Below are 25,764 nucleotides of genomic sequence, written 5' to 3' on the forward strand. Positions count from 1 at the left end.
ACATATTTCTAAAAGTTATATCAAATGCGTTTTAATTCATTTTAAAAGCCAATCTCACTGATTACACTCGTTTGGACATCCATACTGCTAAACAGCCAAAAGCGCTAGCAGCAGAACAATAAGCAGCAGCGGATACCTAAACGACATGATTGTCCTGAAAAATATTTCGAAAGTGTTTACGCCAGGCAGGCTTGCCATTACCGCTGTCGATAACGTCAACCTGACGGTTGAACAGGGACAGATTTACGGAATTATTGGTTACAGCGGGGCGGGGAAAAGCACCTTAATACGCTTACTTAATGGTCTGGAAAAACCGACTTCAGGCAGCGTAACGATTAACGGCCACGATATCTCTGCCGCCCGTGGGGAATCTTTACGTCAGGCGCGACTGAAAATCAGCATGGTGTTTCAACACTTCAATTTGCTGTGGTCACGAACGGTTAGTGAAAATATTGCGTTCTCTATGCAAATTGCTGGAGCGCCAAAAGCATCAATTAAAGCGCGAGTTGCTGAACTGATTTCGCTGGTGGGGCTGAGCGGTCGTGAAAATGCGTATCCGTCTCAGCTGAGCGGTGGGCAAAAACAGCGGGTAGGAATTGCCCGTGCGTTGGCGAACAATCCTGACGTTCTGCTGTGTGACGAAGCCACCTCGGCGCTGGATCCGCAAACTACCGATCAGATCCTCGATTTGCTGCTCGATATTAATCGCCGCTTCAAATTAACCATTGTGCTGATCACGCATGAAATGCACGTGGTACGAAAAATCTGCGATCGCGTCGCGGTAATGGAAAACGGCAGGGTCGTTGAGGAAGGCGACGTGCTCAACGTCTTTACCCATCCGCAGCAGCCGATCACCCGACAGTTCGTTCGTCAGGTGAGTCAGTACACCGAGGAAGACGAGTTTAACCCACAGTTGGCCCGCGAGTTGGGCGGTGTGGTGATCAAGCTAACGTTTACCGGGCAACGTACGCATCGGCCTGTGGTTGGCGAATTGACTCTGCGCTATGGCCTGCCGTTTAACATTTTACACGGCAAGATGACGCAAACCGCGCACGGTGTATTTGGTCAGCTTTGGGTGCACGTTGTGGCCTCTGAGGAACAATTGAACAATATTTTGGCCGATCTGCGCCAGAGCGACATTGAAGGCGAGGTGATCAACCATGGCTGAAGAACTGTTTCCTCATCTGAAGTGGGAGCAACTGCTGGCAGCAACCCAGGAAACGCTCTACATGACGGTCCTTTCTGGCGCAGCGACCTTTGTCCTGGGCGTTGCACTTGGTCTGGCTCTGTTCCTGACCGCACGCGGCGGACTGTTTCACAATCGCGCGGTGTATAGCGTTATTTCGCTGGTGGTGAATATCTTTCGTTCCATCCCGTTCATCATTCTGATCGTGCTGCTGATCCCGTTTACCAAAGCGATGGTTGGCACCATTCTCGGCGCTAATGCCGCGTTGCCTGCGCTGATCGTAGGGGCCGCACCGTTTTATGCGCGTCTGGTCGAAATTGCCCTGCGTGAAGTCGACAAAGGGGTTATTGAGGCGACGCGTTCGATGGGCGCACGGCTAAGCACGCTTATTTTTCGGGTTTTACTGCCGGAATCCTCTCCTGCTCTGGTGTCCGGGATCACCGTGACGCTGATTGCGCTGGTCAGCTACAGCGCGATGGCAGGGGTAATTGGCGCCGGTGGTTTAGGGAATCTTGCCTATCTGGAAGGTTTTCAGCGCAACCACAGCGACGTCACGCTGGTGGCGACGGTGACGATTTTGCTCATTGTCTTCATCATCCAGCTTTGCGGCGATGTGATCACCTCTCTGTTAGATAAACGCTAATAAAATACGGAAACCATTATCATGAAAAAATCACTGACGTTACTCGCCGCAGCAACCTTAAGCGCCCTGAGCTTTGCCTCCTGGGCCGATACTCTGACCGTTGGCGCCTCAAACGTGCCGCACGCGGAGATCCTTGAGCAGGCTAAGCCTATTCTGGCGAAGCAGGGGATCGATTTAGAGATTAAACCGTTCCAGGATTACATTCTGCCCAACACCGCGCTGGCTGGCCGTGAGATTGACGCTAACTACTTCCAGCATATTCCATACCTGAACAGCGTGATTAAAGATCATGCGGGCGATAAAACGTATGATTTCGTCAGCGCCGGAGCGATTCACATCGAGCCAATTGGGATCTATTCGAAAAAAGTGAAATCGCTTAAAGATCTGCCGGAAGGCGGCAAGGTCATCATGCGCGATGCGGTATCTGAGGAAGGCCGTATTCTGTCGATTTTCGAAAAAGAGGGCGTAATCAAGCTGAAGCCGGGCGTGGATAAAGTCACCGCGCGCATTAGCGATATCGTCGAGAACCCGAAAAAACTGAAGTTCCTGCCTAACGTGGAAGCCGCGCTGTTACCGCAGATGTATAACAACGACGAAGGCGATGCGGTGGTGATTAACGCCAACTACGCCATCGACGCCGGGCTGGATCCGGTGAAAGATCCTATCGCCGTCGAAAGTGGTGAAAACAACCCGTATGCCAACATCATTACCGTGCATCGTGGCGACGAGAAGAAAAAAGATATCGTGGCGCTGGTTGATGTCCTGCACTCAAAAGAGATCCAGGACTGGATCCGCACCAAATATAAAGGTGCGGTGATCCCGGTAAATAACTGATCCGCGGGCGTTGCCTTATCCGGCCTACGACGTTCTGTAGGCCGGATAAAACGCGTTGGCGTGGCCATCCGGCGCTAGAGTTTCACTCGCTCAATCCTCGCTGGCAACCCCTGGCGCACCGCTGCACCTGACACCCAGTCAAGCCAGGTATTGGCTACCTGCCGGGTAGGATCCGCAAAGCCCAAATCGTTGAGATTAATCCCCGACCTTATTTGTGCGTCAAACGCCATCGGCTTGCCGTCGAGCGTATGCTGCGCCGCGCCCATTTCTTTATGCCCATAACCGTGTTCAATGGCGATCACGCCCGGCATCACGCCATTAAGCAGGCTTATCTGCGCCTGCGCCTGACCGCCAGGCGTGGTGATACGCACCATATCGCCGTGCGCTAAACCATATCGTTGACCATCCTGCGGATTAAGCGCCACCAGATTAACCGGCTTCAGATGATGCAGACGTGGGATCACCGCCGTGGCGCTGGACATGGTATTGGATTTAAAAGAAATCAGTTTCAGCGGCCACTCTTGTTCCGGGAACAACTCCTCGACCGCACGCCCATCTGACAGGCGTGAAGGATACCAGGCCGGGCAGCCGCTGTAGCGCTCGCCGGTAATTGCATGGCGGTGCGCGGCGACGTCCGCATTCCAGATTTGTAGCGGTTTTTCCCACGCATTGCCTATCCGATTCTCAACCCGCCCGCTGTTGTCTGGCGCAAAACGCCCACCGCGGGAGTAGATAAACGCCACCCGGCTGATTTCATCGGCTTTCAGCGTTTGGGTCATCACCGGCACGATCCGCTGTACCCCAGTCAGCGCCAGGTCTTCCGGTTGCGCTTCAGCGACCGGCGCTTTGCCCATAAACGCAATATTGGCGGCGAGTCGCAGGTAGTAATCTTCCGCACGATTCAACGGATAGTGATTGCCCTGCGGATCGGTAATCGCATTGTCACCAAATCCGGGGAGCCCGATGCGTTTTGCCACTGCGATACAGAAAGATTCCATCGAGGCGGGTTGACCATCAGCGGTACTGCTGGTTGCCGCTGTCACTACCGGCCAACGCGCGGTGGTGGCTTTACTGGCAACGCCGGCCCACGGGGCGCTGAATCCCCAGCTTTCAAAGTTGTGGGTATCCGGCACGATGTAATCGGCCAGCGCCGTGGTTTCGTTCATAAAGGCGTCAATAGCGATAAACAGCGGCAGACGCGCAGGATCCTTGAGCTTTTCTTCCGCCACGCCGCGCAACCCTGCGATGCCGTAGAACGGGTTGGTCATGTTGGAGATCCAGGCTTTCAGCGGATAAGGGTAGCCTTCCAGCGCCGAGACGAGGAGTTCGGTAAGCTGGCCTGCGACAAACGGATACCACGGGGCTTTGGCCGGGAAGGGCGATTGTCCGGCCGCCACCTTATTGCGATACTCTTCGGAAGACTCATAAGCAGTTTTACTGCGCGCGATGCTTAATCCTTTTGGTTTTACCTTCCCGGCGAAGCTGTCCATGTTGTAGCGCGGACCGTCGGTGGCGCCATTGAACTTGCCGCCGCCGACAAATACGCCGCCTTCAAGACTGAGATTGCCAATCAGCGCATTGAGCATCATCACCGACCAGGCGTTATAAAATCCATTGCCTGCCATCATTCCACCGTGCGTAATCACCGCTGCCTGGCGGCCATGGCGGGTAAACGCGTCGGCCAGGGCGCCAATGTCAGCTTCAGACACGCCGCATTGCTGGCTGTACTGCGTCAGCGTTAGTTTCCCGGCGGACTCTTTCAGACACTGGAAGCTGCTTTTTACCGTCACCGTCTGACCGTCTGCCAGCGTGACCTGGCGGCTGACGAACAACTGCGCGCGTGGGCAACTGCTGGCGGCGACAATTTCGCCGGCCTCGTTAATGACCACCGGCTCCTGGGCGGCGTTTGCACTCAGGTGCGCGAGGGTTAAATGCTGTCCGGCAAGGGTTGGAAGCTCATCGGTAATCACCAGATGCGTGGCGTTAGTCCAGCTTTTTTCCCCGGCCTGCTGCATGGCCTGTACGCCGGGAATGGTGAGATAATCGGCGTTATAACGCTGTTTTTCGATAATCCAACGGATCATCCCCATCGCCAGCGCGGAGTCACTTCCCGGTCGTACAGGCTGCCAGTGGCCGCGATTGTCAGCCTGCACCGTGGTCAATGGCAGGGCCGGTGCCACCACCACGTAACGGAAGTCGTCGCGTAAACGGGCGCTGGCCAGTTGGCGAGCCTGGCGCTTAAACGGGTTACCGGATTGCGCCGGAGACGTTCCCATAAATAGCGCGAATTTGACATTGTCCCAGTCGGGCTTCACGTGGGTATTTTTATCCAGATCGCCCATTAACGCACCGGAACCGGCCCGGTATGCCAGACCACAGTAAGCGCCATGAGCGCCGAAGTTTTTACTGCCAAAACTATTTAATGCAAAGCGGCGCAAAAATGTATCACGTCCTTCATCGCTGGTATTGGTGACCAGCAGTTGATTGGATTTAGGGCCAAAGCCGGGATGCCTGGCATCAAGCGGCGTGTTGGTGTCATGGATTGCCCGCAAGCCGTCAACGTGGCCTTCACCAAACAAGTCGCCGCCTTCCACCACCTCTTTGATCAGCTGTTCGAAGCTGATGCGCTGCCATTTTCCCTCACCGCGTTTGCCGACACGTTTCATGGGCTGGAGAATGCGTAACGGGCTGTATAAACCTTCAAGTAAGGTTGCGCCACGGGCGCAGGCCGTGGAACGCGCGTCAAGACCCGTTTCGCCCGCCAGTTGTTCCATTGCGGTGGCAAAGGGGACGGAGGCGTCAATATGGTGCTCGTGAGACAATGGGTGATAGGGGTTGCCCGCAATGCGCAACACCTTGCCTTTTTCGCTGTCAACGCGCACCCGCACGCCACACTGCGTCCAGCAGCCGAAGCACTGCGTCATGGAGATAACCTGCTGCGGGTTCTGCTGCCAGCGCGGCTGGGCATTGGCTTCGGGGATGAGGGCGTTACCAAAGATGCGGTCTCGGGTAATTTTGCCCGAGGAGCCGTCCAGCAAACCGTCTATCGCGCGCTTTGCCACATCCCGATAACTCAGGCCAAAAGTCACCATGCCACCTACGGCAAGGCCTACTTTAAGCCACTGACGACGGGTTAAATTAGCCATGTTGCATTCTCCTTGCGATCGCGTTCAGGGCTTCACGAACAATAATGATCAGTGCTATCCACAGGCCGAAGGTGCCCACAATGGCCAGCCAGCCATCGGTACCACCGGGCAGGGTGTAAGGATTAAACAGCGCGTTAAATTTCGGTATGGTCTGCACCTGGATAAGTAACGTCCAGCGCATCAGCCAGCACAGCGCCATCGCGCTAAATGCAAGTAATATGCGCAGCGGCAGCGATAAGGGGTTACGGAGCACCAGCCCGCACAGGACAAGCGAAACAAGCCATAGCGCAACCCAACCGATGGCGTAGTGTCGTGCTAACGGGGCAACGTTCAGCCATTGGCGAATAGCCGAACCGGAAAGCGTATTGCCGCTCACCCATATCACTACGACTAAAGCCAGCACCATCAGGGTGACTGTCTGCCCCCACGCCAGTTTGCGGGTCAATGTTCCCTCGCGTTTTGTCGCGGCGATGAGCAGGGCGAGAAACGTTTGCAGCGCGCTGAGGAACATCGCAACCGGAAAGGCGTAGCTGAACCAGACGGGACGCGCCTGCACTACCGACACTTCGCGGCCGGTGTATACCAGCAACCCGATGGCTGACAAGGCGCTACCTATCGCCAGCCACTTAGTGACACTGTAACTTTTAAGCGTTAACCGTTTAACATGCTGCGCCAGAAACCACAGACCTAAGAAGCCGGTAAAGAGTGGTAAAAACAGCGCGCCCCAGGGCATCCAGGACCACGGCGTCGGCCAGGCGTAGAAATGCCAGACGCGGGCGGTTTGGTGTAAGTCAGCGGTCAGCGCCAGCGGCGCGGTAATCGCGCAGGTCAGGGCGATTAACAGCGTCAGATTTTCCAGCTCCGGCATCTCTTGTTTACGCCAGTGAAGTACGCAGGCGAACAGCGCGGCGCAGGCGGCAATGCCGATGAAAAAGAAATATTGTACGGCCCAGGGTAACCAGCTTACGTCCTGGGGATGGGCCAGAACCTCTTCAATAACCAGTGAATGGTTCATTTAAACCTCCTGCCAGAGAGCGGGTTGAGCACGTCCCATCAACGGGGTTACAAACGCTTCGTCCAGACCCAGATAGAACACGTGCGGTGATGTCCCGTTTTCCGGTTTCAGGACTTTGATGGCGTCATGGTGTTCACGCAGCATTTGAGAAATTCGGCTGTGCGGATCTTTGATATCGCCTATGATGCGCGCGCCGCCGACGCAGGATTCCACGCAGGCCGGGAGCAGGCCTGCTTCGAGGCGGTGAACGCAAAAGGTACATTTATCGGCGGTTTGTGTTTCATGGTTGATGAACCGCGCATCATAAGGGCAGGCCTGCACGCAGTAGGCGCAGCCCACGCAGCGCGTGTTGTCGACCACCACAATGCCGTCTTCGCGTTGGAAAGTAGCCTGTACCGGGCAAACGGGCACGCAGGGAGGATTATCACAATGGTTGCACAGCCGCGGCAGCAGGACGTTGGTGACGCTCTGCTGACCTTCAATCTGCACCTGGTACTGGTTAACGAGGGTGCGAAATTCACCCTGCGGCGTCTGGTTTTCAATGGCGCAACTGACAGTACAGGCCTGGCAGCCGATACAGCGTCGCAGGTCAACCAGCATGGCGTAGCGATGCTGAAGTGAGCCTTCATGGCGTTCAGGCGAGAAGGGAAATTGCGCCTGAGCCAAGGGTACCAGTGATGCGCCAGCGGTCAGGACGCCCAGTTGCTGGAGAAACTGCCGTTTACTGCTGTCCATATTTTCTCCCGTCACGATGCAACAACGAAACATTGGTCACGCCGTTGGTTTGCGTGTGATGAATAAAGAATCTTGATGATTTACAGTGTAAAAATCGTGACGGGGGGTACTCTATTGTGGTTAACCACATACCCGGCTTGTTGTTGATCTAAAACAACATAATTGACAGGGATAATTGAGTGGGACGCAACGTAGCAAAATGTCTGACGGTGCTGGTGTCGCTATGGATGCTAAGCGGTGTGGTCAGGGCTCAGACATGGAACATTGGCGTTTTGGCGATGCGTGGGGAGGTCTCCACACGTAATCACTGGCAGCCGCTGGAAACCCTGTTGAATCAGCAAATTCCCGGCGAACAGTTTCACATTCAACCACTGGACCTACGGCAAATGCAGGAGGCGGTGAATCGTGGAACGGTACAATTTGTGGTCACGAATCCGGCGCAATTTGTTCAACTAAACAGCCGCGCTGCGCTACGCTGGCTGGCGTCACTCCGTTCTACTCGCGGGGGGAAAGCCACCAGTAATGTGATTGGCAGCGCGATCCTCGTCAGGCGCGATAGCGGGATAACCTCCGCACACGATCTGATCGGCAAAACGGTGGGTGCCATTGATGCTCAGGCATTTGGCGGCTATTTGCTGGGATATAAAGCGCTCAGCGATGCCGGGCTGCGCCCGGAGCGCGATTTGCGCCTGACGTTTACCGGATTTCCCGCCGATGCCTTACTCTATTTATTACGCGAAAAAGCCGTGCAGGCGGTGATTGTGCCGGTGTGCCTGTTGGAAAAAATGGACGAAGAAGGGCTTATTCGTAAAACAGATTTTACGGCGGTGCTTAACCATCCTACGTCGATTCCCTGTTTAACCAGTACGCCGCTCTATCCTGACTGGTCATTTGCGGCACTGCCTGCGGTAAGCGACGAGCTGGCCGATCGCGTCACGCGGGCCCTGTTCAATGCGCCGCAGAACGCGACGTTTCGCTGGGGGGCGCCCGCCTCGACCCGCGAAGTGGAAGCGTTGCTGCGCGATGTCCGCCAGCATCCGCAGCAGCGCCAGTTGTGGCTGGATGTCAAAAGCTGGTTTATTCAACATCGGCTGGCGATGGGGGCCGCGGCTCTCGTACTGTTGTTGCTGACGCTCAATTACATCTGGGTGATGCTGCTGGTCCGCCGACGCGGCAGGCAATTGGAGCGAAAAAACGTATTGTTGCGCAAACAGGAACAGGAGCTGGAAACCGCTCGCCAAATGAGCGTGCTTGGCGAGATGACGTCGGGTTTTGCCCACGAGCTCAATCAGCCGCTATCGGCTATCCGTCATTATGCGCAGGGCTGTCTGATCCGCCTGCGTAGTCAGGATCAACAGCATCCGCTGCTGCCCGCGCTGGAGCACATTGATACCCAGGCGCAGCGGGGGGCTGATACGCTGCACAATCTTCGCCAGTGGGTCAGCCAGGCACAGGGCAATCCGGTGATGACCGATGACTGGCAAGTTGTTAACGTTCACGATGCTATCCATCACGTCTGGCAATTATTACGCATGCCACAGCAATTCCCGGCGGTAGCGCTGCAAACGCAGATCGGTAAGGCGTTAACATTAACGTTGCCGAGTGTTCTCCTCGAACAGGTACTGGCTAATGTGGTTCTCAACGCCGCCCAGGCGGGGGCAACCACCGTGTGGTTTTGCGCTCAGCGTGAGGATGGTGATGTGAGTATTCAGGTGCAGGATAACGCCGGAGGTATTGATGAGGTGCAGCTGTACCAGGCTTTTCAGCCGTTTATGACCACCCGTAAAGAGGGCATGGGGCTGGGGTTAGCCATTTGTCAGCGGCTGGTGCGCTACGCAAACGGAGACATTGAGATCAAAAATCATCAGGCTCCAGATGAAAAAGCGGGCGTGGTGGTGACATTACATTTTAAGCAAAACCCGGAGGGAGGCCGTCGTGGCAATCATTCATCTGCTGGATGACGATATTGCCGTCACCCAGGCTTGCGCGTTTTTACTGGAAAGTCTGGGATATGAGGTGTGTTGCTGGGAGCAAGGCGAAACATTCCTCACCGAGGCAAATCTGCACCAGGTGGGCGTACTTTTGCTGGATATGCGTATGCCTGTAATGGATGGGCATGCTGTGCATGAAGCCATGCGCCAGCGTGAGAGTACGCTGGCGGTGGTATTTCTCACCGGGCATGGCGATGTGCCGATGGCGGTTGAGCAAATGAAACGCGGTGCGGTCGATTTTTTGCAAAAGCCGGTTTCCGCCGCGCCTCTGCAAGCGGCGTTAGAGCATGCAGTGCAGATTTCTCACGCCGCCTTTTCGCGACAAGAGATCGTGGTTTGCTATCAGCAGCTTACGCCAAAGGAGCGAGAACTGGCGCAACTGGTAGCAAAAGGGTTAATGAATCGGGAAATTGCTGATGCTATGAATATTGCCGTGCGCACGGTTGAGGTTCATCGGGCGCGGGTGATGGAAAAAATGCAGGCGGGGAGTCTTGCTGAACTGGTTAATCGACTGCAGAGGATTCAGTAAATTTATGACATTTATTTGATTTTCATTGAATTTTGTCTAATCCGTCAGACTGATATATGCTGTTGGTTTGAGTTAATGACGAGCGGGAAAAATGGGAAATCAGACCAAAGACGATGAGTTGTACCGTGAAATGTGCAGAGTAGTCGGTAAAGTAGTGCTGGAAATGCGCGATCTGGGACAAGAGCCTAAGCATATCGTCATTGCGGGAGTACTGAGAACCACCCTCGCCAACCAGCGCGTGAAGCGCAGCGAGTTAGAAAAACAGGCTATTGAGACCGTAATTAAAGCATTAGCCGGTTAATCCACAAAAAGAGGATGGTGGTCTCGTTCGCCGTCCTTTTATTCTCGTCACGTTAATTTATCAATATATATAATTTAGTGCTGCAATTAGAGGAGTAATCTTCGCTGTATATTAAGTTATATCCCGAGTGATATATTAAAATATATATGCGAGTAGAGTCACAAATATTTGCAAAGCATGTGAAATATTATTTCAACTTATCTTAATGATAATAAATCTCACTCCGCATTTATTATTTCCCTTCCGTTTTTTAATTGATGACGATCAAAACTATGAGCGCTGAATAACCACATTATCTTTACGCCTAACCCTAAAGGATTAGATTCATTCAGTTTAACCACCGTCATTTTACGCGATCAGGTTAGGGCAAAAATTTACGTGTTGTTGGCAACATTAACCGCCCGAAATGGCTTGAGTTGCACGGGTTTAATTTAGCCTGGAGGTGTTGCTAACACAGCGTTTGCGAAGAGGATGCGAAATAAATGAATCAGGTTGATCGTCCATTTTTAGATTGTGGTTTAACGCGGCTTGAATTTCTGCGGATATCAGGAAAAGGTTTGGCGGGATTAACCATCGCCCCTGCACTGTTATCACTTTTTGGCTGTAAGCAGGAAGATATCGACAGCGGTACCGTGGGGCTTATCAATACGCCGAAAGGGGTGCTGGTGACCCAGCGAGCGCGCTGTACTGGCTGCCACCGCTGTGAAATTTCCTGTACCAATTATAACGATGGTGCCGTGGGGACTTTCTTTTCCCGTATAAAAATCCATCGCAACTTCTTCTTTGGCGATGATGGCGTCGGGTCCGGTGGCGGACTTTATGGCGATTTAAACTATACCGCTGATACCTGCCGTCAGTGCAAAGATCCGCAATGCATGAAGGTCTGCCCCATTGGCGCTATTACCTGGAAACAGGAAGACGGCTGTATTGCGGTGGATCATAAACGTTGTATTGGCTGCAGCGCTTGTACCACCGCCTGCCCGTGGATGATGGCGACCGTGAATACCGAAACAAAAAAATCCTCAAAATGTGTGTTATGTGGGGAGTGCGCCAATGCTTGTCCGACTGGGGCATTAAAAATTATCGAGTGGAAAGATATTACTGTTTGATAGATAGCAGGTATGCCTGATACGCGTCATTAATTGCCAAAAATATCGCAGTTTTGCAAAAAAACTGCCTGAAGGATGGCGGGTATATCTATTAAACCTTCTTGCAAAGGAAAACATGATGGCTAATGGTTGGACAGGTAATATTTTACGGGTCAATCTCACCACGGGGAATATCACCCTTGAAGATTCCAGTAAATTTAAAAAATTTGTCGGCGGGATGGGCTTTGGTTATAAAATTATGTACGACGAAGTCCCGCCAGGCACCATGCCTTTCGATGAAGGGAATAAACTGGTTTTCGCCACCGGGCCATTAACGGGCTCTGGTGCCCCTTGTAGCTCCCGCGTCAATATCACCTCCTTATCGACTTTTACCAAAGGCAATTTAGTGGTGGATGCTCATATGGGCGGCTTCTTTGCTGCGCAAATGAAATTCGCCGGTTACGACGCCATTATTATCGAAGGCAAGTCCGCGACGCCTGTCTGGATCAACATTAAAGACGAAAAGGTCAGCATCGAAAAAGCCGATTTCCTGTGGGGTAAGGGAACGCGCGCCACAACCGAAGAGATTTGCCGTATTACCAGCCCGGAAACCTGCGTCGCCGCTATTGGTCAGGCGGGTGAAAATCTGGTGCCGCTCTCCTGCATGATCAACAGTCGCAACCACAGCGGAGGCGCAGGTACTGGCGCGGTAATGGGGTCGAAAAACCTGAAGGCCATTGCGGTAGAAGGGACCAAAGGGGTCAATATTGCCGATCGTAAAGAGATGAAGCGGCTCAATGATTACATGATGACCGAGCTCATCGGTGCCAACAACAACCACGTTGTGCCAAGCACCCCGCAGGCCTGGGCAGAATACTCTTCGCCAAACTCGCGCTGGACGGCCCGTAAGGGACTGTTCTGGGGCGCGGCAGAAGGGGGACCAATCGAAACCGGGGAAATCCCGCCGGGTAACCAGAATACCGTGGGTTTCCGTACCTATAAATCCGTATTCGATCTGGGGCCAGCCGCTGAGAAATACACGGTCAAAATGAGCGGCTGCCATTCATGCCCCATTCGCTGTATGTCGCAGCTCAATGTCCCGCGGGTGAAAGATTTTGGCGTGCCAAGTACTGGCGGTAACACCTGCGTGGCGAACTTTGTCCACACCACCATTTTCCCCAATGGCCCGAAAGATTTCGACGATAAAGACGATGGGCGCGTGGTGGGAAATCTGATTGGCCTGAACCTGTTTGACGATTATGGCATCTGGTGTAACTACGGGCAGTTGCACCGTGATTTTACTTACTGCTATTCGAAAGGCGTTTTTAAGCGCGTACTGCCAGCTGAAGAGTATGCGGAGATCCGCTGGGATCAGCTGGAAGCGGGCGATCCTCATTTTATTAAGGATTTTTACTACCGGTTGGCGCATCGCGTGGGGGAGCTCAGCCATCTTGCGGACGGATCGTATGCCATTGCTGAACGCTGGAATTTGGGCGAAGAGTACTGGGGTTATGCCAAAAATAAACTGTGGTCGCCGTTTGGTTTTCCTGTCCACCATGCAAACGAGGCCTCTGCACAGGTGGGGGCGATCACCAACTGTATGTTTAACCGTGACTGTATGGCGCACACCCATATCAACTTCATCGGTTCCGGTTTACCGCTGAAATTACAGCGCGAAGTGGCGGGCGAGCTATTTGGTTCGCAGGATGCATACGACGAAACCAAAAACTACACCCCGATCAATGCCGCCAAGATCAAATATGCCAAATGGACGTTGCTGAAAGTCTGTCTGCATAACGCGGTTACGCTGTGCAACTGGGTGTGGCCGATGACGGTTTCACCACTCAAGAGCCGTAACTATCGCGGAGATTTGGATCTGGAAGCAAAATTCTTCCAGGCGGTCACCGGCGATGAAACCACGCAGGAGAGTCTGGACCTGGCCGCTGAACGCATCTTTACCCTGCACCGTGCCTATACGGTCAAATTGATGCAAACCAAAGATATGCGCAATGAGCACGATCTCATCTGCTCCTGGGTGTTTGATAAAGATCCGAAGATCCCGGTCTTCACTGAAGGGACCGACAAGATGGACAGGGAAGATATGCGTCAGTCGCTGACGATGTTCTATCAGGAAATGGGCTGGGATCCAGAGCTGGGTTGCCCAACGCATGAAACCCTGAACCGACTCGGACTTGAAGATGTAGCCGCTGATTTGGCTGCACAAGATCTGTTGCCGGCGTAAGGAATGCGAGATGACTAACGTGAGCGACGTTCTGACCCCCGTTGAGGCGTTTCCTGACGAAGTGGATAGCCGAAAGAGACAGTGGCTGCAGGCGTTTCACCCGCCTGTAGAACAGATGAATGCGCCCCAGGTTCAGGAACCAGCCAGCCCGGAGTCGATTGTGGCAGATTTTATCCGTCAGCATTCAGCATCGGGGCAACTGGTGGCGCGCAGTGTCTTTTTGCTGCCGCCTTATTCGGTTCCTGAAACCGATCTTTCCGCGCTGCTGGATGTGCTGGGCCAGGACGCGAATGGTGCGGATATCACCTGTGTGCAGGGTGCGGAAGAAGCATATTTCTATTCGACGCAAACCATGACGGCAAATTACGCCGACATGTGTGTGCAGGTGGTGGAAAACGACATCTGCCGTGCGATTGCCGAGGCGGTACGCTTCGACTGTCGAACGTATCCTCGCCCTTATAAGGTCGCCATGTTGACGCAACCGCCGTATCGCTTTGAGTCTCAACAGATTGCCGCTGCGCTCACGGCCATGGAAACGCATCCTGATTATGCAGATATATGGACTGTGGAATCGTCAAATGCGGAGCCTTATTTGTTCAGCGAACGTTTTATGAGTTATGGCAAAGCGTACGGCCTGTGCGAATGGCTTGAGGTTGAGCAGTATCAGAACCCCTGAATTATTCAGGTTGATGTCATGGAACGTGTGGACGACCACTGTCACAGTATTAGAGGATAACCCGATGTCCTTCACCCGACGAAAATTTGTCATTGGCATGGGGACGGTGATTTTTTTCACTGGCCCAGGTCAAAATCTGTTAGCGAGTACCAGGAGTTCTAAAGACGTACATTACGTCATGATTCACGATGAATCACTGTGTAACGGATGTAATATCTGCGCCCGCGCATGCAGGAAAACCAACCATGTTCCTGCGCAGGGTAGCCGTTTGTCGATAGCTCATATTCCGGTTTCGGACAACGACAACGAAACGCTGTATCACTACTTCCGTCAGTCCTGCCAGCACTGTGATGATGCCCCCTGTATTGAGGTGTGTCCGACCGGCGCCTCATGGCGAGATGACAACGGCATTGTGCGGGTAGACACGTCTTCCTGTATCGGCTGCAGTTACTGTATTGGCGCGTGTCCTTATCAGGTGCGTTATCTCAACCCGCAGACCAAAGTGGCGGATAAATGCGACTTCTGCGCTGAATCTCGTCTGGCGAAAGGTTTCCCGCCGATCTGTGTTAACGCCTGCCCGGAACATGCGCTGATTTTTGGTCGCGAAGATAGCCCGGAAATTCAGACCTGGTTGAGAGAAAATAAGTATTACGAGCATCAACTTGCAGGCGCCGGGAAACCCCATCTGTATCGTCGGTTCGGTCAACATTTGATTAAAAAGGAAAATGTATGAACGCGTCGCAGAATGCCGAACAGTTTCACGCCCAGCTTGCGCAGTATGTTCCCCTGTTTTCACCGGACTACTGGCCTGTGTGGTTGGTCATCGCCGGATTAATGCTGGTGGGGATGTGGCTGGTGCTGGCGCTACACGCCATGCTGCGCTTTCGGGCCGCACATAAAGCGTCGGCAGGGCACGGTGAGAAAGTCTATTTATACTCGAAGGCCGTTCGTTTGTGGCACTGGTCGAATGCGCTGCTATTTCTGCTACTTCTGGTCAGTGGCCTGGTCAATCACTTTTCCGTCGTCAGTGCGTCGGTGATGAAAAGCCTGCTTACCGTGCATGAGGTCTGCGGCTTTTTGCTGCTCGCTTGCTGGATTGGCTTTGTCCTGATCAATCTGATTGGCGGCAACGGGCATCACTATATTATTCAACGTCAGGGCTGGATCGGACGAGCGCAAAGACAAACGCGTTTTTACCTGTTTGGCATTATGCAGGGCGAGTCACACCCATTCCCGGCATCAAAGCGTTGTAAATTCAACCCGCTACAGCAGGCGGCCTATGTTGGCGTGATGTATGGCTTACTGCCACTGCTGCTGATCTCAGGGTTGTTATCGCTCTATCCGACGGTTGTCGGTGACCTGTTCCCCGGCGTGCGTTACTGGTTGCTCCAGGCGCACTTCGCGCTGGCAATAATCAGTCTGTTTTTCATTTTTGGGCATCTTTATCTCTGCACGACAGGTCGTACGCCGGGCGAAACCTTCAAGTGTATGGTGGATGGCTATCACCGGCATTAAGCGATGATGATTACGCGAAGTGACTTACGGGCCTGGCGCGTTGGGCCCGTAATGTATCGCTGGTTTCTACGCGCGTTTCCAACTGGCGGAAGCTACGCTGATGTCCATCGTGCGCTCCAGCGGGATGGGTATACAGACTGGGCAAATAGCCTGGTGGAATACGGCTGGTCAAAATGGCGGGAAGAGGCGAGTTTTGCCCAGCAGGATATTCGCGCGATGGGGAATATTTCCCGTGTGCAAACGGCGGGGGAAATCAGCCGTCCGCTGGCGAGTGCGGAAGATAACGCCCGATTCAGTTGTGCAGGCGATAACGTTAAAATCACCAGCGCCGGGTATGCCGCACAGATCGCCAGCGCAGGTTACAGCGCACGTATTGGTAGCGTAGGCTATAACGCGCATATCGGCAGTTCAGGCGATCGCGGGCGAATTGCGGTTGCGGGAAATTCGGCACGTATCAGTAGTGTGGGTGACGGGACGCGTATCGCCAGTACCGGCATGCGCGTACGCATCAGTTCGCTCGGCGACAGAAATCGGATTGCCTGCGGTGGTGATTTAACCCAGTTGGCCTGTTTTGGCGCAGAGTCTAAAATCGCCAACTGCGCCGACAACATCCACATTATTGCCAGCGGAGAGAACGCCGTTGTTGCCAGTACCGGTGTTGTCGATTCGATAATACTCGGTCCCGGCGGCTGCGCGGCGCTGGCCTATCACGATGGCGAGAGAATGCGTTTTGCGCTTGCCGTTGAGGGGGAAAATAACATCCGGGCGGGCGTGAAATATCGGCTCAACGAAGACCACCAGTTTGTGGAATGTTGAGCCGTGATCTCATTTTAACGCGAAGCGGCGTTGGGTGATTTTCTCCAGGCTCAGGCACAGCAGGTAATAGACCAGTCCCGTAAAAATAAAAATGGCTGCCGGATAGATTTGTACCCGGCTGTTAACCTGACCCGCAACCGTTGTGAGTTCCGGCACGTTAACGATAAACGCCAGCGACGTGTCCTTCAGTAATCCAATAAAAATCCCCGTCAGCGATGGCAGTACGTTACGCAGCACCTGCGGCAATAAGATAAGCCACAGGGCCTGATACGGGCGAAAACCCTGAACCACGGCAGCATCATATTGCCCGCCAGGCAGCGCGCTAATTCCTGCATACACTGAGTGCATGACCGAGGCAGCGGTGAACCATGCCAGCGCCAGCGTCACGGTAACGGCTCCGGGGAGATCGCTTCCGGTCAGCATGGGTAGCAAATACCACATCCAGAAAATCACAAAGATTAGCGGAATGCCGCGAATAAACTCCGCCCAGATAAACAACCCGTTGCGAACCGTGCCCGGAAAACGCCAGGCGCAGCAGGCAAGAACTATCCCACCAGGCAAGGCCAGCAGCGCTGCGCCGAGAGCCATCAACAACGTGAGCAGAACGCCGCCGGGTTGTCCCTGGGCCACCCGTCCCCACAGGAGATAATCAAGATTGTCGGTAATGACCGAAATATTAGCGATCATGCAGTATGCTCCTGACGCTGAAGATACGCGTTTTAACCTTGGACGATTTACCCGATGCAGGCCGTGGGCCAAGACGCGTAAGCAGCATACCCAGAACGATGCCTGTGAACAGATAGAGCGCAGTGCCAACAGCAAAGGCTTCCAGCGCGTGCGCGTTGTAGCTCTCAATTTGCCGCACCTGGTAGGTGAGCTCAGCAAATCCAATACCGCTGGCAAGCGAGGAAAGTTTCATCAGGTTAAGGTATTGCCCAACAATGGGTTGCCAGGCGTTCGCCAGTCCCTGAGGGAGCAGAATGTGACGAAACGTCGCCCAGGATGAAAAACCCTGCGCCACGGCAGCCTCACGTTGTCCGGCAGAAACCGCCTGTAAACCAGAGGCGATCTCCTCGACCAAAAATGCCGAGGTAAATACGCCCAGCCCCCATGCTGAACAGATAAACTCTGGTGTTAACCACCAGACATCGCCTGGCAGAATAGACCAGGGATGCTCTGCATTGATGAAGGTAATGACGTTGCGGGGCAGCCAGTTCCATGCGGCAAAATACCAGAACATCAGTTGCACCAGTAAAGGCGTGTTGCGAAACACCGAAACCCATACACTGACCACCGCTTTGTTGAAGCGATTGCCCGTCAGACGCAGGCCGAGTAGGAAGATGGCAATGAGCGTGGCGAGTACGATACCTGCCAGTGTCACCCAGAGCGTGGTGAGAAAACCGGAAATTATCCATTGCAGAGGTTGCCCGCTCAGCACTCCCTGCCAGTCCATTGCAAGCATTATAGCGATGACTCCTGGTGTAACGGGTCGAGCACTTTTTTCAGGAAACGCTGGGTTCTCGGGTGCTGTGGTCGGGTGAAAAAATCCTCCGGCGCGGCCACTTCAAGAATTTCTCCACCATCGATGAATACCACGCGATCGGCAATCTCACGGGCAAAATGCATTTCATGGGTCACGACGATCATGGTGATACCGCTGTGGGCCAGGTTTTTCATCACCTGTAATACTTCGCCGATCATTTCCGGATCCAGCGCGGAGGTGGGCTCATCAAACAGAAGGATTTGTGGCGATGAGGCCAGCGCGCGGGCGATGGCCACGCGCTGTTGCTGCCCACCGGACAACTGTGCGGCATAAGCGCTCGCTTTTTCTGCCAGTCCCACCTGATCCAGCAATTCGAGTGCCCGACGCGCGGCTGCCGCCTTGTTCCAGCCGTGAACATATTCCAGCGCCAGCGAGATGTTCTGATGCGCCGTCAGATGCGAATAGAGATTGAATTGCTGAAAAACGAAACCGATACGGCTGCGTAACTGGCGTAATGCTGCCCCGCGCAACTGACTAATTGGTTTGTCATCAATGAAAATCTCGCCACCGCTGAGCGACTCAAGCTGGTTGATAAGGCGTATAAGTGTGGATTTTCCCGAGCCAGAAGGGCCCAGAATAGTCACCACTTCACCGGGTTCAACTGACAGGCTGACGCCGTTAAGTACGGTGTGAGTGTCAAACTGTTTGATGACATTGCGCAGTTCGACGCTTGCCTGGCGCAAATGGTTAAAATCCGCCGCGGAAACTGCACAACGATGAAACAGGGCTGAGAGCATATTACTTAGCTTCTATTTTAAAGGCGCGGGGTTGCGGGTTTTTGGTTTCAGGGCCAAACCAGACATCATAAATTTTTGCCGCCTGCCCGGTAGATTCCAGCCTCAAAAGTTCATCATTGACGGCTTTTAACAGCGCTGGCTCACCTTTTTTTACTCCCACGCCAATCTCTTCTTTGCTCAACAGGTCAGGCAGAATTTTGAAATCTGCTTTATCCGGCGCACCGCTTAATAGACCGGCCAGAATCGTACTGTCCTGGGTGATGGCCTGAACATTGCCATTGCGTAGCGCGGTTAACGCCAGTGGAATATCGTCGTAGGCCAGCACACGTGACTGCGGGAAGCGCTGATGTAGCGCCTGCTCACCGGTAGTGCCTTTCACCGCACCGATTCGCGCTTTGCTGTATGCATCGAGCTGGTCCGGGGATTTGGCCGGTACCAGGAACTGCTGCCCGGTAACAAAATAGGGGACGGAGAAGTCAATGACCTGCGCCCGCTCAGGCGTAATCGTGATATCCGCCACGATTAAATCGGCTTTTCCGGATTGTAATAACGGAATGCGGTTTGCCGGATTAGTCGCTACCAGCTCCAGTTTTACGCCGAGGGATTTTGCCAGCGCTTCAGCAAAATCAACGTCATAGCCGACAATCTTATGCGTTTTGGTATCGATGGAGCCAAATGGCGGATTCGCGTCGAATGTCGCAACTTTTACTACACCTGCGGCTTTGATATCGGCCAGTTGGTCAGCCTGAGCCTGCGAGGCGGCAATGCCGGTGGCCAGCAGCACGCCGAGTGCCAACAGTGTTTTTTTAGCGCGGTAAGTTTTCGTTGCCATCATGATGTAAATCCCTGTCGTTTTTGGTTTGTGCTTTTTACGCTCCCATAACTTACGTTCAGGACAAAATAAGAAAAAATTCTTATCTATTTACAAAATGTTATTAGTGAAAGCGGTGTTAACAATGGGTAAACGCAATGGGAAATGTAGATAAGAGGAGGGGCATAGTCTGGCGGTAAAAAAACCGGCATTGCGCCGGTTTGGAAATCAGATTTTACAGGCGTCGCCGCAGTCATTATCAGCAATAATGTCTTGCGCTTTCTTGTCTGCATCTTCCAGACGTTCAGCATTACGCTCTTGCGCTTCTTCCAGTCCATCAAAGACCAGATTATCGAGATCAATTTCCATCATTCACCTGCTCAGGTTCAGCGTTTAACATCACATTATTATATTGCAAAAATGTTGCTTAACAGCAGCGATTCTTGCTACTTAGCGTCGAACTCAATTCGGGGTGCCTGTTTACCCGCCAGTTGGCCAACAATTCGCCATTGCTAAAGAACCGTGAAGCGGAAATACCGAAAAATGCTTGTGCCCTCGACTGTTCTACCCCCACCTTTTAATTAACGTGATGCGCGATCATTTTTAACAAATTAGCGACAAAATCACTATACATATAACTTAATATCTTTTATACATTAATTGTTCAACCCTGCGACTATTCCACAAAAGAGAAAGCTATATGGAACAGATACCTGATAAGAAAAACGATAATTTTCAAAAAGATGGCAAAGAACAGTTCAATCGCTCGATCGGTCTTATTTCAAACTTTGCGTTGGGTTTTACCTACCTTTCGCCGCTTACCGCCGTCTATTCGCTGTTTGCACTGGCCGTAACGCTGGCGGGGCCGCCCGCAGTCTGGTGGATTTTAATCGTCGCATGTGGACAACTTTTGGTGGCGTTGGTTTTTGGTGAGGTCGCTTCCCAGTATCCGATAACCGGCGGGCTTTATCCGTGGGCCAGAAGGTTATGGGGCAAGAAATATGCGTGGATCGCTGCCTGGATTTACCTGTGGGCACTGGTGGTCACCATTACGTCAATCGCGGAATATACTTCAACATTTGTTGAGTCGCTCTTTCACTATGGTCAGACGCCAGCCACTATGTTGGCGACTTCCGTCCTGCTGCTGCTTTTGATGATGGCTGTTAATATGTCCGGGACTAAAAATCTGGCTCGGGTCGCAAAAATTGGCTTCTGGTGTGAAATCGTTAGCGTGATTGCGCTGGGAATTTATCTGCTGATATTCCACCGTTCGCAGCCATTCTCCGTAATTTTTGATTCGATGGGCGTGCTGGCGCATGACGGCAGCTATTCCACCGCATTTATGTCTGCCGCGCTGATGGGGCTGTTTATGTTCTTTGGCTTTGAGGCCTGCGGTAACGTTGCGGAAGAGGTACAGAATCCAAGTAAAAAGATCCCGGTTGCGATGATTTTAAGCATCGTATTTGGTGCGATTTCGGCGATTATTTCCGTCATGGGATACCTCCTGGCTTCACCAAATCTGGTCAGTATCGTGAATGGCAAAACGTCTGACCCGATTCCGGCCATCCTTAATGAATCTCTTGGTGAAACTGGCGCAACTATCTTTATCATCGTCGCGATTGTGGCGATGCTGTCGTGCATTTTGTCTCTGCAGGCTGCGTTAAGCCGTCTTATCTTTTCTTTCTCCCGCGACAGAATGCTGCCGGGAAGTGAGTGGATGTCAAAGATCTCTAAAAATGGCGTTCCGGATAATGCCATGGTTGTTAGCTGTCTGCTGCCAGTCATCATCTGCGTTTGGGTTTATTTCCAGCCAGACAACCTGTCGCGTATTACCGCGTTTGCCGTCATCGGTATTTATATCTCGTTCCAGATGGTTGTGCTTGCCGCACTGCGCCAGCGCCTGAAAGGCTGGAAACCGGCTGGGGAGTGGACCATTGGCGGTTGGGGCGTGATTGTGAACGTGCTGGCGCTAGCCTATGGATTGTGTGGGATCTGGTTGTTGGCGCAACCGGCAGACAGCAGCGATTTTATCGACCGTTGGACGGTACTGTTCGGCCTGGCGATTGTCGTTGGCTCCGGGCTTATCTATATGTTCCTGACCCGACCGTTTGGTCGCTCTGCGGCACCGGAAAACGACGCCATTGCCTACGCTAACAAGCTGAATATGGGGCAGGATAACTAAACACTAAGGGCCTTCGGGCCCTTAGTTTTGATAGTGATAAAGGATAAAGTAGTCGCTCTGATAAACAACGGTACTGTTTGCGGGAGAGAGTAATTCACCCACGCGAAAACGTGGCCAGCTGGAAAAGATAATTCTGTTTTCCAGATTGGTCAGAATGACATAGTCAGGATGAGCGCAGGAGAGCAGTTCGGCCTCTATCTGACTGACCAGCAGATCGACGGCGGCAACGCCAAGAAACTGATCGTTGTAGTAGATCGGCACTGCCGAGGTCAGGGTGTAGGAAATATTGCAGATATAGTCGACGTAGGGACCGTGGATATAGGCTTTTCCTGCCGGAGGTGAGTGCTTAAACCACTCGAAGGTTCTGAAATCCAGACGTTGCTGGGTGGCCTGATCTAAATCGAGGTGCGCCTGACTCAAACCATTATCTTTCTTATACCACCATTCCAGCAGCCAATACTCTTTTGTGGTGGCAGTGCTCTCAATATGGCTGGCGAACCCGGCCCCTGAACAGTAATGATTGTTACTGAGGGTGCGCTTGATGTGTTGCTGAACGGTAGATCTCACCGATGGATCGAGGACAACTTCTGCTGAGGCCTTTTGCACCCCGGAAATCGCCTCATGGATGCTCCTCGCCAGCGCAACGGTAGAATCTACGGTAGAGGCGGTAATATCATCAATCTTACGAATTAATGCGCTTAAGGATGTCGAAGAGCTCATTGTCTGTCCTGCCTTCACTGATTGTCAGTTCGAGTTATATTTCAGCTTTTTTTCAATAAGGTAATAGGTAAACGAGTCGATGATCCGTGTGGCAAGCTGCACGGATTCTGCCTCGTTGTGAGCAGCCAGCGCATCGGCCAGTGCCGAGTAAAGCGCAATAATTTCGGCATGAATGTTGTCTGCGCGATAAAGTATCGCCACCAGCGATGCCCATTCAGCCTGGACCTGCAGCTCCTGATTGGCCAGTCGCGCCGAATGTGAACTGGCAGCTATCGCCAGTAGACAGCGCATATCGGCCTGGGTCATCAGCTCTGGTGAGTTTGCCTTGCTGAGCACCTCAACAAACTCGCGAAATTTGGCGATATCCGCGCCGGTCATCCGTCTGGAAGCCAGCCTTGCGCTATGGCTGATAATGGCGCAATGCATTTCGCCCAGGTCAGAAAGATAATCCGTACTGATCGCTTTGAACGGATGCAGGGCGCTGTTTTTGCCATCAATATTTTCGCAAACGAAGCTCCCGCCATTTCGACCACGAACCGTATGGATAAGATTATTAGCCCGAAGCGTGTTTAGCGCTTCTCTGATAGTGATATGTGAGACACCCATCATCTTTGCCAAATCAGTTTCGTTGGGGAGCTGTTCTTTTGGCTCCAGCAACCCCGTGATAATGGCGTTTGACAGGCGCTGCACTATCTGGTCTGAACGACTGACCTGCCCGATAGGCGCAAATATGACCGCGTGAGTAATCATAATCTTTTCTGCACTCAATTCCCTGAAACAACGACCATTTTTAACACATGCCCGTCAGGCAAGGAAGGTAAGAATGGCCGAGTTATTTTACATGCCTATGCGCAACGTCACTGCACAAGCGGATGTGTGTCCCGATAACTTCATGATGAGCTGAGCATAAAGCCTCGGCTCACGATGAAAAGCCTTATCCCGAAAATGTAAAAATTAAGTTAAAAATGCGAGGCTTATCATAGTGTCAATGTTGCGCATTTGAAAATCTTTTACAATATATATATTACATAAGATTCTTTATGTATTAACGGGCAGGAGACAGACATGAAAACCCTGAAGCATTTTATTAATGGGCAATATGTAGCAGGTCGTAGCGAAGATACCTTCGAACTGGTGAGTCCGGTCGACGGCGAAACGTACGCATTATCACCCAACGCCAATGCGGAAGAGGTGGAGCAGGCCTACTCGGCGGCGGAGGCTGCGTTTAGCATCTGGCGGAAATCGACGCCGACACAGCGGCAAAAGGCGTTATTGCAGCTGGCAGATGAGATTGAACGAAACGTTGAGCGGCTGGTGAACGCGCAGAGTCAGGAGACCGGTCAGCTTCGCCATTTTATTGAGAAGGAAGAGATCGCGGCATCCTGCGATGCCATCCGCTTTTTTGCCGGTGCGGCACGCTGTCTTGAAGGGAAAGCGGCAGGGGAATATTCCGCCGGGTTTACCTCGACTATCCGCCGTGAACCGCTGGGTATCGTTGGCCAAGTCACGCCATGGAACTACCCGTTCATGATGGCGGTATGGAAGATTGCGCCAGCGCTGGCGGCAGGCAATACGGTCGTATTAAAACCCAGCGACACCACGCCGGTCAGCACGCTGCTGTTGGCTGAACTGGCCGCGCCGTTGTTCCCAAGAGGGGCGTTTAACGTCGTATTAGGTAAAGCCAGCACCGGTTCGCTGGTGGTTTCAAACCCGAAGGCCTCACTGGTTTCGATTACCGGTTCGGTCCGCGCGGGTCTACAGGTTGCGGCTTCGGCAGCGGCGAACCTGACCAAGGCGCATCTGGAATTGGGCGGGAAAGCGCCTGCGGTGGTGTTTGCTGATGCAGATATGGACAAGGCGATCGCGACGATCACCACGGCAGGCTTCTTCAATGCCGGCCAGGATTGCACGGCGGCTACGCGTATTCTGGTCGAACAATCCATCTACGCTGAATTCCTGGAAAAGCTGGTTCAGAAAACGAAGAGTATTAAATTTGGACCGCCAGCGGATCAGGCTGCGCTATATGGCGCATTGAACAGTAAAAACCAACTGGAGCAGGTGAAAGGCTTTATTGCGCGTTTACCGGCACATGCAAAAATTGAAACGGGTGGGCGTGCCGGGCCAGGTCCGGGCTTCTATTTTGAGCCGACGATCGTCTCCGGATTGCATCAACATGACGAAGCTATTCAGCATGAAGTATTTGGACCGGTAATGACTATTCAGCCGTTTTCGACTGATGAAGAGGGTCTACACAAAGCGAATGATGTGGAATATGGTCTGGCCGCCAGCGTCTGGACCAGTAACCATGGTCGCGCACAGCGCTTCAGCATTGACCTCGATTTTGGCACCGTGTGGATTAACAATCACATTCCTCTGTGCGCCGAAATGCCGCACGGCGGGTTCAAAAAATCGGGTTATGGCAAAGATCTCTCATCCTACTCGCTCGAAGAATATACCCGGGTGAAACATATCATGTGTGACATTTCTGAATAGAGAGGATTTCGATGAAAACATTAAACATAGCGGTGCTTTCATTCGTGATGTTCTCGGGCTATAGCCTGGCAGAAAGCACATCGCTGAATACCGTTAAAGAGTACATGGCGGCCTGGAATGCACACGATGCTTCGCGAGCCGCGCAATATCTTGCTGATGACGCAGTCTATTATGATGCCGCCGCTGGCGAACCGATAAATGGCAGAGAAAAAGCTGAAAAAGAGGTTATCGGTGCCTTTATTAAGGCGGTGCCAGATCTGAGCTGGAAAATGGTCGGCAAACCCGTTTACGACGAAGATACCGTGGCGTTTCGTTGGGAGTTTTCTGGCAAAAATAGTGGTGAATGGGCAGGGAGTCCGCCGACAAATAATCCGATAAAATTTGAAGGTGTCAGCTATATTCATGTTAAAGCAGGTAAAATCACCTGGCAGGGTGATTATTATGACTCTAAAAAACTGGATGAAGAGTTAAAGCCAGGGAAATAGTCGGCTATACCCCTTTATTACTATGAAGGGGGACATCTCTTATTTGTGTCGTATTTAGGGCAGTGTGTAGCAATAA

The 25,764-nt window shown here is 52.6% G+C and carries 25 protein-coding genes; 15 read left to right on the forward strand and 10 right to left on the reverse strand.

The window, feature by feature from the left end:
- The first annotated feature begins 145 nt into the window (after window positions 1-145).
- From OGV38_RS07325 to OGV38_RS07335, 3 genes are read left to right on the forward strand one after another with little or no spacing between them, the layout of a single operon-like run.
- Window positions 146-1,168 (forward strand): methionine ABC transporter ATP-binding protein, encoded by a 1,023-nt coding sequence (locus tag OGV38_RS07325; RefSeq protein WP_016156371.1) that lies wholly within the window; start codon window positions 146-148, stop codon window positions 1,166-1,168.
- The gene (locus tag OGV38_RS07330) at window positions 1,161-1,829 is read left to right on the forward strand and encodes a methionine ABC transporter permease (protein WP_016152914.1); all 669 of its coding nucleotides are present in this window, start codon (window positions 1,161-1,163) and stop codon (window positions 1,827-1,829) included. The genes OGV38_RS07325 and OGV38_RS07330 overlap by 8 nt, the downstream gene beginning before the upstream one ends.
- Window positions 1,830-1,850: 21 nt before the next feature.
- The gene (locus OGV38_RS07335; RefSeq protein WP_003029358.1) at window positions 1,851-2,663 is read left to right on the forward strand and encodes a MetQ/NlpA family ABC transporter substrate-binding protein; all 813 of its coding nucleotides are present in this window, start codon (window positions 1,851-1,853) and stop codon (window positions 2,661-2,663) included.
- 74 nt (window positions 2,664-2,737) lie between these two features.
- Here OGV38_RS07335 and ttrA read toward each other — a convergent pair whose 3' ends face one another.
- The 3 genes from ttrA to ttrB are packed head-to-tail and all read right to left on the reverse strand — an operon-like array spanning window position 2,738 to window position 7,559.
- Window positions 2,738-5,809: a tetrathionate reductase subunit TtrA gene (gene ttrA / locus OGV38_RS07340; RefSeq protein WP_269517304.1), complete on the reverse strand. Its 3,072-nt coding sequence runs from the start codon at window positions 5,807-5,809 to the stop codon at window positions 2,738-2,740.
- Complete coding sequence (gene ttrC / locus OGV38_RS07345; protein ID WP_104651772.1) at window positions 5,802-6,824, reverse strand: tetrathionate reductase subunit TtrC; 1,023 nt, start codon at window positions 6,822-6,824, stop codon at window positions 5,802-5,804. The genes ttrA and ttrC overlap by 8 nt, the downstream gene beginning before the upstream one ends.
- Window positions 6,825-7,559, reverse strand: a complete 735-nt coding sequence (gene ttrB, locus OGV38_RS07350; RefSeq protein WP_019076686.1) for a tetrathionate reductase subunit TtrB — start codon at window positions 7,557-7,559, stop codon at window positions 6,825-6,827. It lies immediately after the preceding gene.
- A 227-nt stretch (window positions 7,560-7,786) separates the two neighbouring features.
- Between ttrB and ttrS the strand changes: the two genes are divergently transcribed.
- The 9 genes from ttrS to ydhT all read left to right on the forward strand — a co-directional run bounded on the left by ttrS (window position 7,787) and on the right by ydhT (window position 16,717).
- Complete coding sequence (ttrS, locus tag OGV38_RS07355) at window positions 7,787-9,520, forward strand: tetrathionate respiration histidine kinase TtrS (RefSeq protein WP_269517331.1); 1,734 nt, start codon at window positions 7,787-7,789, stop codon at window positions 9,518-9,520.
- Window positions 9,495-10,079, forward strand: coding sequence for a tetrathionate respiration response regulator TtrR (gene ttrR / locus OGV38_RS07360; RefSeq protein WP_019076688.1), 585 nt, complete (start codon window positions 9,495-9,497; stop codon window positions 10,077-10,079). The genes ttrS and ttrR overlap by 26 nt, the downstream gene beginning before the upstream one ends.
- 91 nt (window positions 10,080-10,170) lie before the next feature.
- Window positions 10,171-10,380: a fumarate hydratase FumD gene (fumD, locus tag OGV38_RS07365; RefSeq protein ID WP_003029345.1), complete on the forward strand. Its 210-nt coding sequence runs from the start codon at window positions 10,171-10,173 to the stop codon at window positions 10,378-10,380.
- A gap of 482 nt (window positions 10,381-10,862) precedes the next feature.
- Window positions 10,863-11,489, forward strand: a complete 627-nt coding sequence (locus OGV38_RS07370) for a ferredoxin-like protein (protein ID WP_016152920.1) — start codon at window positions 10,863-10,865, stop codon at window positions 11,487-11,489.
- A 118-nt stretch (window positions 11,490-11,607) separates the two neighbouring features.
- The gene (locus tag OGV38_RS07375) at window positions 11,608-13,710 is read left to right on the forward strand and encodes an aldehyde ferredoxin oxidoreductase (protein ID WP_286473130.1); all 2,103 of its coding nucleotides are present in this window, start codon (window positions 11,608-11,610) and stop codon (window positions 13,708-13,710) included.
- A 10-nt stretch (window positions 13,711-13,720) separates the two neighbouring features.
- On the forward strand, window positions 13,721-14,386 hold the full coding sequence (locus tag OGV38_RS07380) for a YdhW family putative oxidoreductase system protein (protein ID WP_153646493.1): 666 nt from the start codon (window positions 13,721-13,723) through the stop codon (window positions 14,384-14,386).
- A gap of 64 nt (window positions 14,387-14,450) precedes the next feature.
- Entirely contained in the window at window positions 14,451-15,119 is a 669-nt protein-coding gene (locus tag OGV38_RS07385) for a 4Fe-4S dicluster domain-containing protein (RefSeq protein ID WP_016152923.1), read from the forward strand.
- Window positions 15,116-15,901, forward strand: coding sequence for a thiosulfate reductase cytochrome B subunit (gene phsC, locus OGV38_RS07390; protein WP_019076690.1), 786 nt, complete (start codon window positions 15,116-15,118; stop codon window positions 15,899-15,901). Before OGV38_RS07385 ends, phsC begins: the two co-directional genes overlap by 4 nt.
- 3 nt (window positions 15,902-15,904) lie before the next feature.
- Window positions 15,905-16,717, forward strand: a complete 813-nt coding sequence (ydhT, locus tag OGV38_RS07395) for a protein YdhT (protein WP_019076691.1) — start codon at window positions 15,905-15,907, stop codon at window positions 16,715-16,717.
- A 9-nt stretch (window positions 16,718-16,726) separates the two neighbouring features.
- On the opposite strand, the gene OGV38_RS07400 is transcribed toward ydhT, so the two are convergent.
- The 5 genes from OGV38_RS07400 to OGV38_RS07420 all read right to left on the reverse strand — a co-directional run bounded on the left by OGV38_RS07400 (window position 16,727) and on the right by OGV38_RS07420 (window position 20,177).
- Complete coding sequence (locus tag OGV38_RS07400; protein WP_016156380.1) at window positions 16,727-17,404, reverse strand: amino acid ABC transporter permease; 678 nt, start codon at window positions 17,402-17,404, stop codon at window positions 16,727-16,729.
- Window positions 17,394-18,179 (reverse strand): amino acid ABC transporter permease, encoded by a 786-nt coding sequence (locus OGV38_RS07405; protein WP_047417776.1) that lies wholly within the window; start codon window positions 18,177-18,179, stop codon window positions 17,394-17,396. The genes OGV38_RS07400 and OGV38_RS07405 overlap by 11 nt, the downstream gene beginning before the upstream one ends.
- Window positions 18,179-18,997 carry an amino acid ABC transporter ATP-binding protein gene (locus OGV38_RS07410; RefSeq protein ID WP_016156382.1) on the reverse strand — a complete coding sequence of 273 codons (819 nt, stop codon included), beginning with the start codon at window positions 18,995-18,997 and terminating at the stop codon, window positions 18,179-18,181. Before OGV38_RS07410 ends, OGV38_RS07405 begins: the two co-directional genes overlap by 1 nt.
- A 1-nt stretch (window position 18,998) precedes the next feature.
- Window positions 18,999-19,832, reverse strand: a complete 834-nt coding sequence (locus OGV38_RS07415) for an ABC transporter substrate-binding protein (protein ID WP_269517303.1) — start codon at window positions 19,830-19,832, stop codon at window positions 18,999-19,001.
- A gap of 204 nt (window positions 19,833-20,036) precedes the next feature.
- Entirely contained in the window at window positions 20,037-20,177 is a 141-nt protein-coding gene (locus OGV38_RS07420; RefSeq protein ID WP_016152930.1) for a hypothetical protein, read from the reverse strand.
- Window positions 20,178-20,508: 331 nt separating this feature from the next.
- On the opposite strand from OGV38_RS07420, the gene OGV38_RS07425 reads away from it, so the two are divergent.
- Complete coding sequence (locus OGV38_RS07425; protein WP_269517302.1) at window positions 20,509-21,990, forward strand: APC family permease; 1,482 nt, start codon at window positions 20,509-20,511, stop codon at window positions 21,988-21,990.
- Between the two features lie 21 nt (window positions 21,991-22,011).
- On the opposite strand, the gene OGV38_RS07430 is transcribed toward OGV38_RS07425, so the two are convergent.
- On the reverse strand, window positions 22,012-22,710 hold the full coding sequence (locus OGV38_RS07430; protein ID WP_016152932.1) for a cache domain-containing protein: 699 nt from the start codon (window positions 22,708-22,710) through the stop codon (window positions 22,012-22,014).
- A gap of 24 nt (window positions 22,711-22,734) precedes the next feature.
- On the reverse strand, window positions 22,735-23,460 hold the full coding sequence (locus tag OGV38_RS07435; RefSeq protein WP_016152933.1) for a FadR/GntR family transcriptional regulator: 726 nt from the start codon (window positions 23,458-23,460) through the stop codon (window positions 22,735-22,737).
- A 315-nt stretch (window positions 23,461-23,775) separates the two neighbouring features.
- On the opposite strand from OGV38_RS07435, the gene OGV38_RS07440 reads away from it, so the two are divergent.
- Together OGV38_RS07440 and OGV38_RS07445 are read left to right on the forward strand one after the other, a co-directional pair.
- Window positions 23,776-25,203 carry a gamma-aminobutyraldehyde dehydrogenase gene (locus OGV38_RS07440; RefSeq protein WP_269517301.1) on the forward strand — a complete coding sequence of 476 codons (1,428 nt, stop codon included), beginning with the start codon at window positions 23,776-23,778 and terminating at the stop codon, window positions 25,201-25,203.
- 11 nt (window positions 25,204-25,214) lie between these two features.
- Window positions 25,215-25,688, forward strand: a complete 474-nt coding sequence (locus tag OGV38_RS07445; RefSeq protein ID WP_016152935.1) for an ester cyclase — start codon at window positions 25,215-25,217, stop codon at window positions 25,686-25,688.
- The last annotated feature ends 76 nt before the right edge of the window (window positions 25,689-25,764 follow it).

The sequence above is a fragment of the Citrobacter sp. Cb080 genome (genome assembly GCF_030334745.1).
In the GTDB taxonomy this organism is placed as follows: Bacteria; Pseudomonadota; Gammaproteobacteria; order Enterobacterales; family Enterobacteriaceae; genus Citrobacter; species Citrobacter braakii.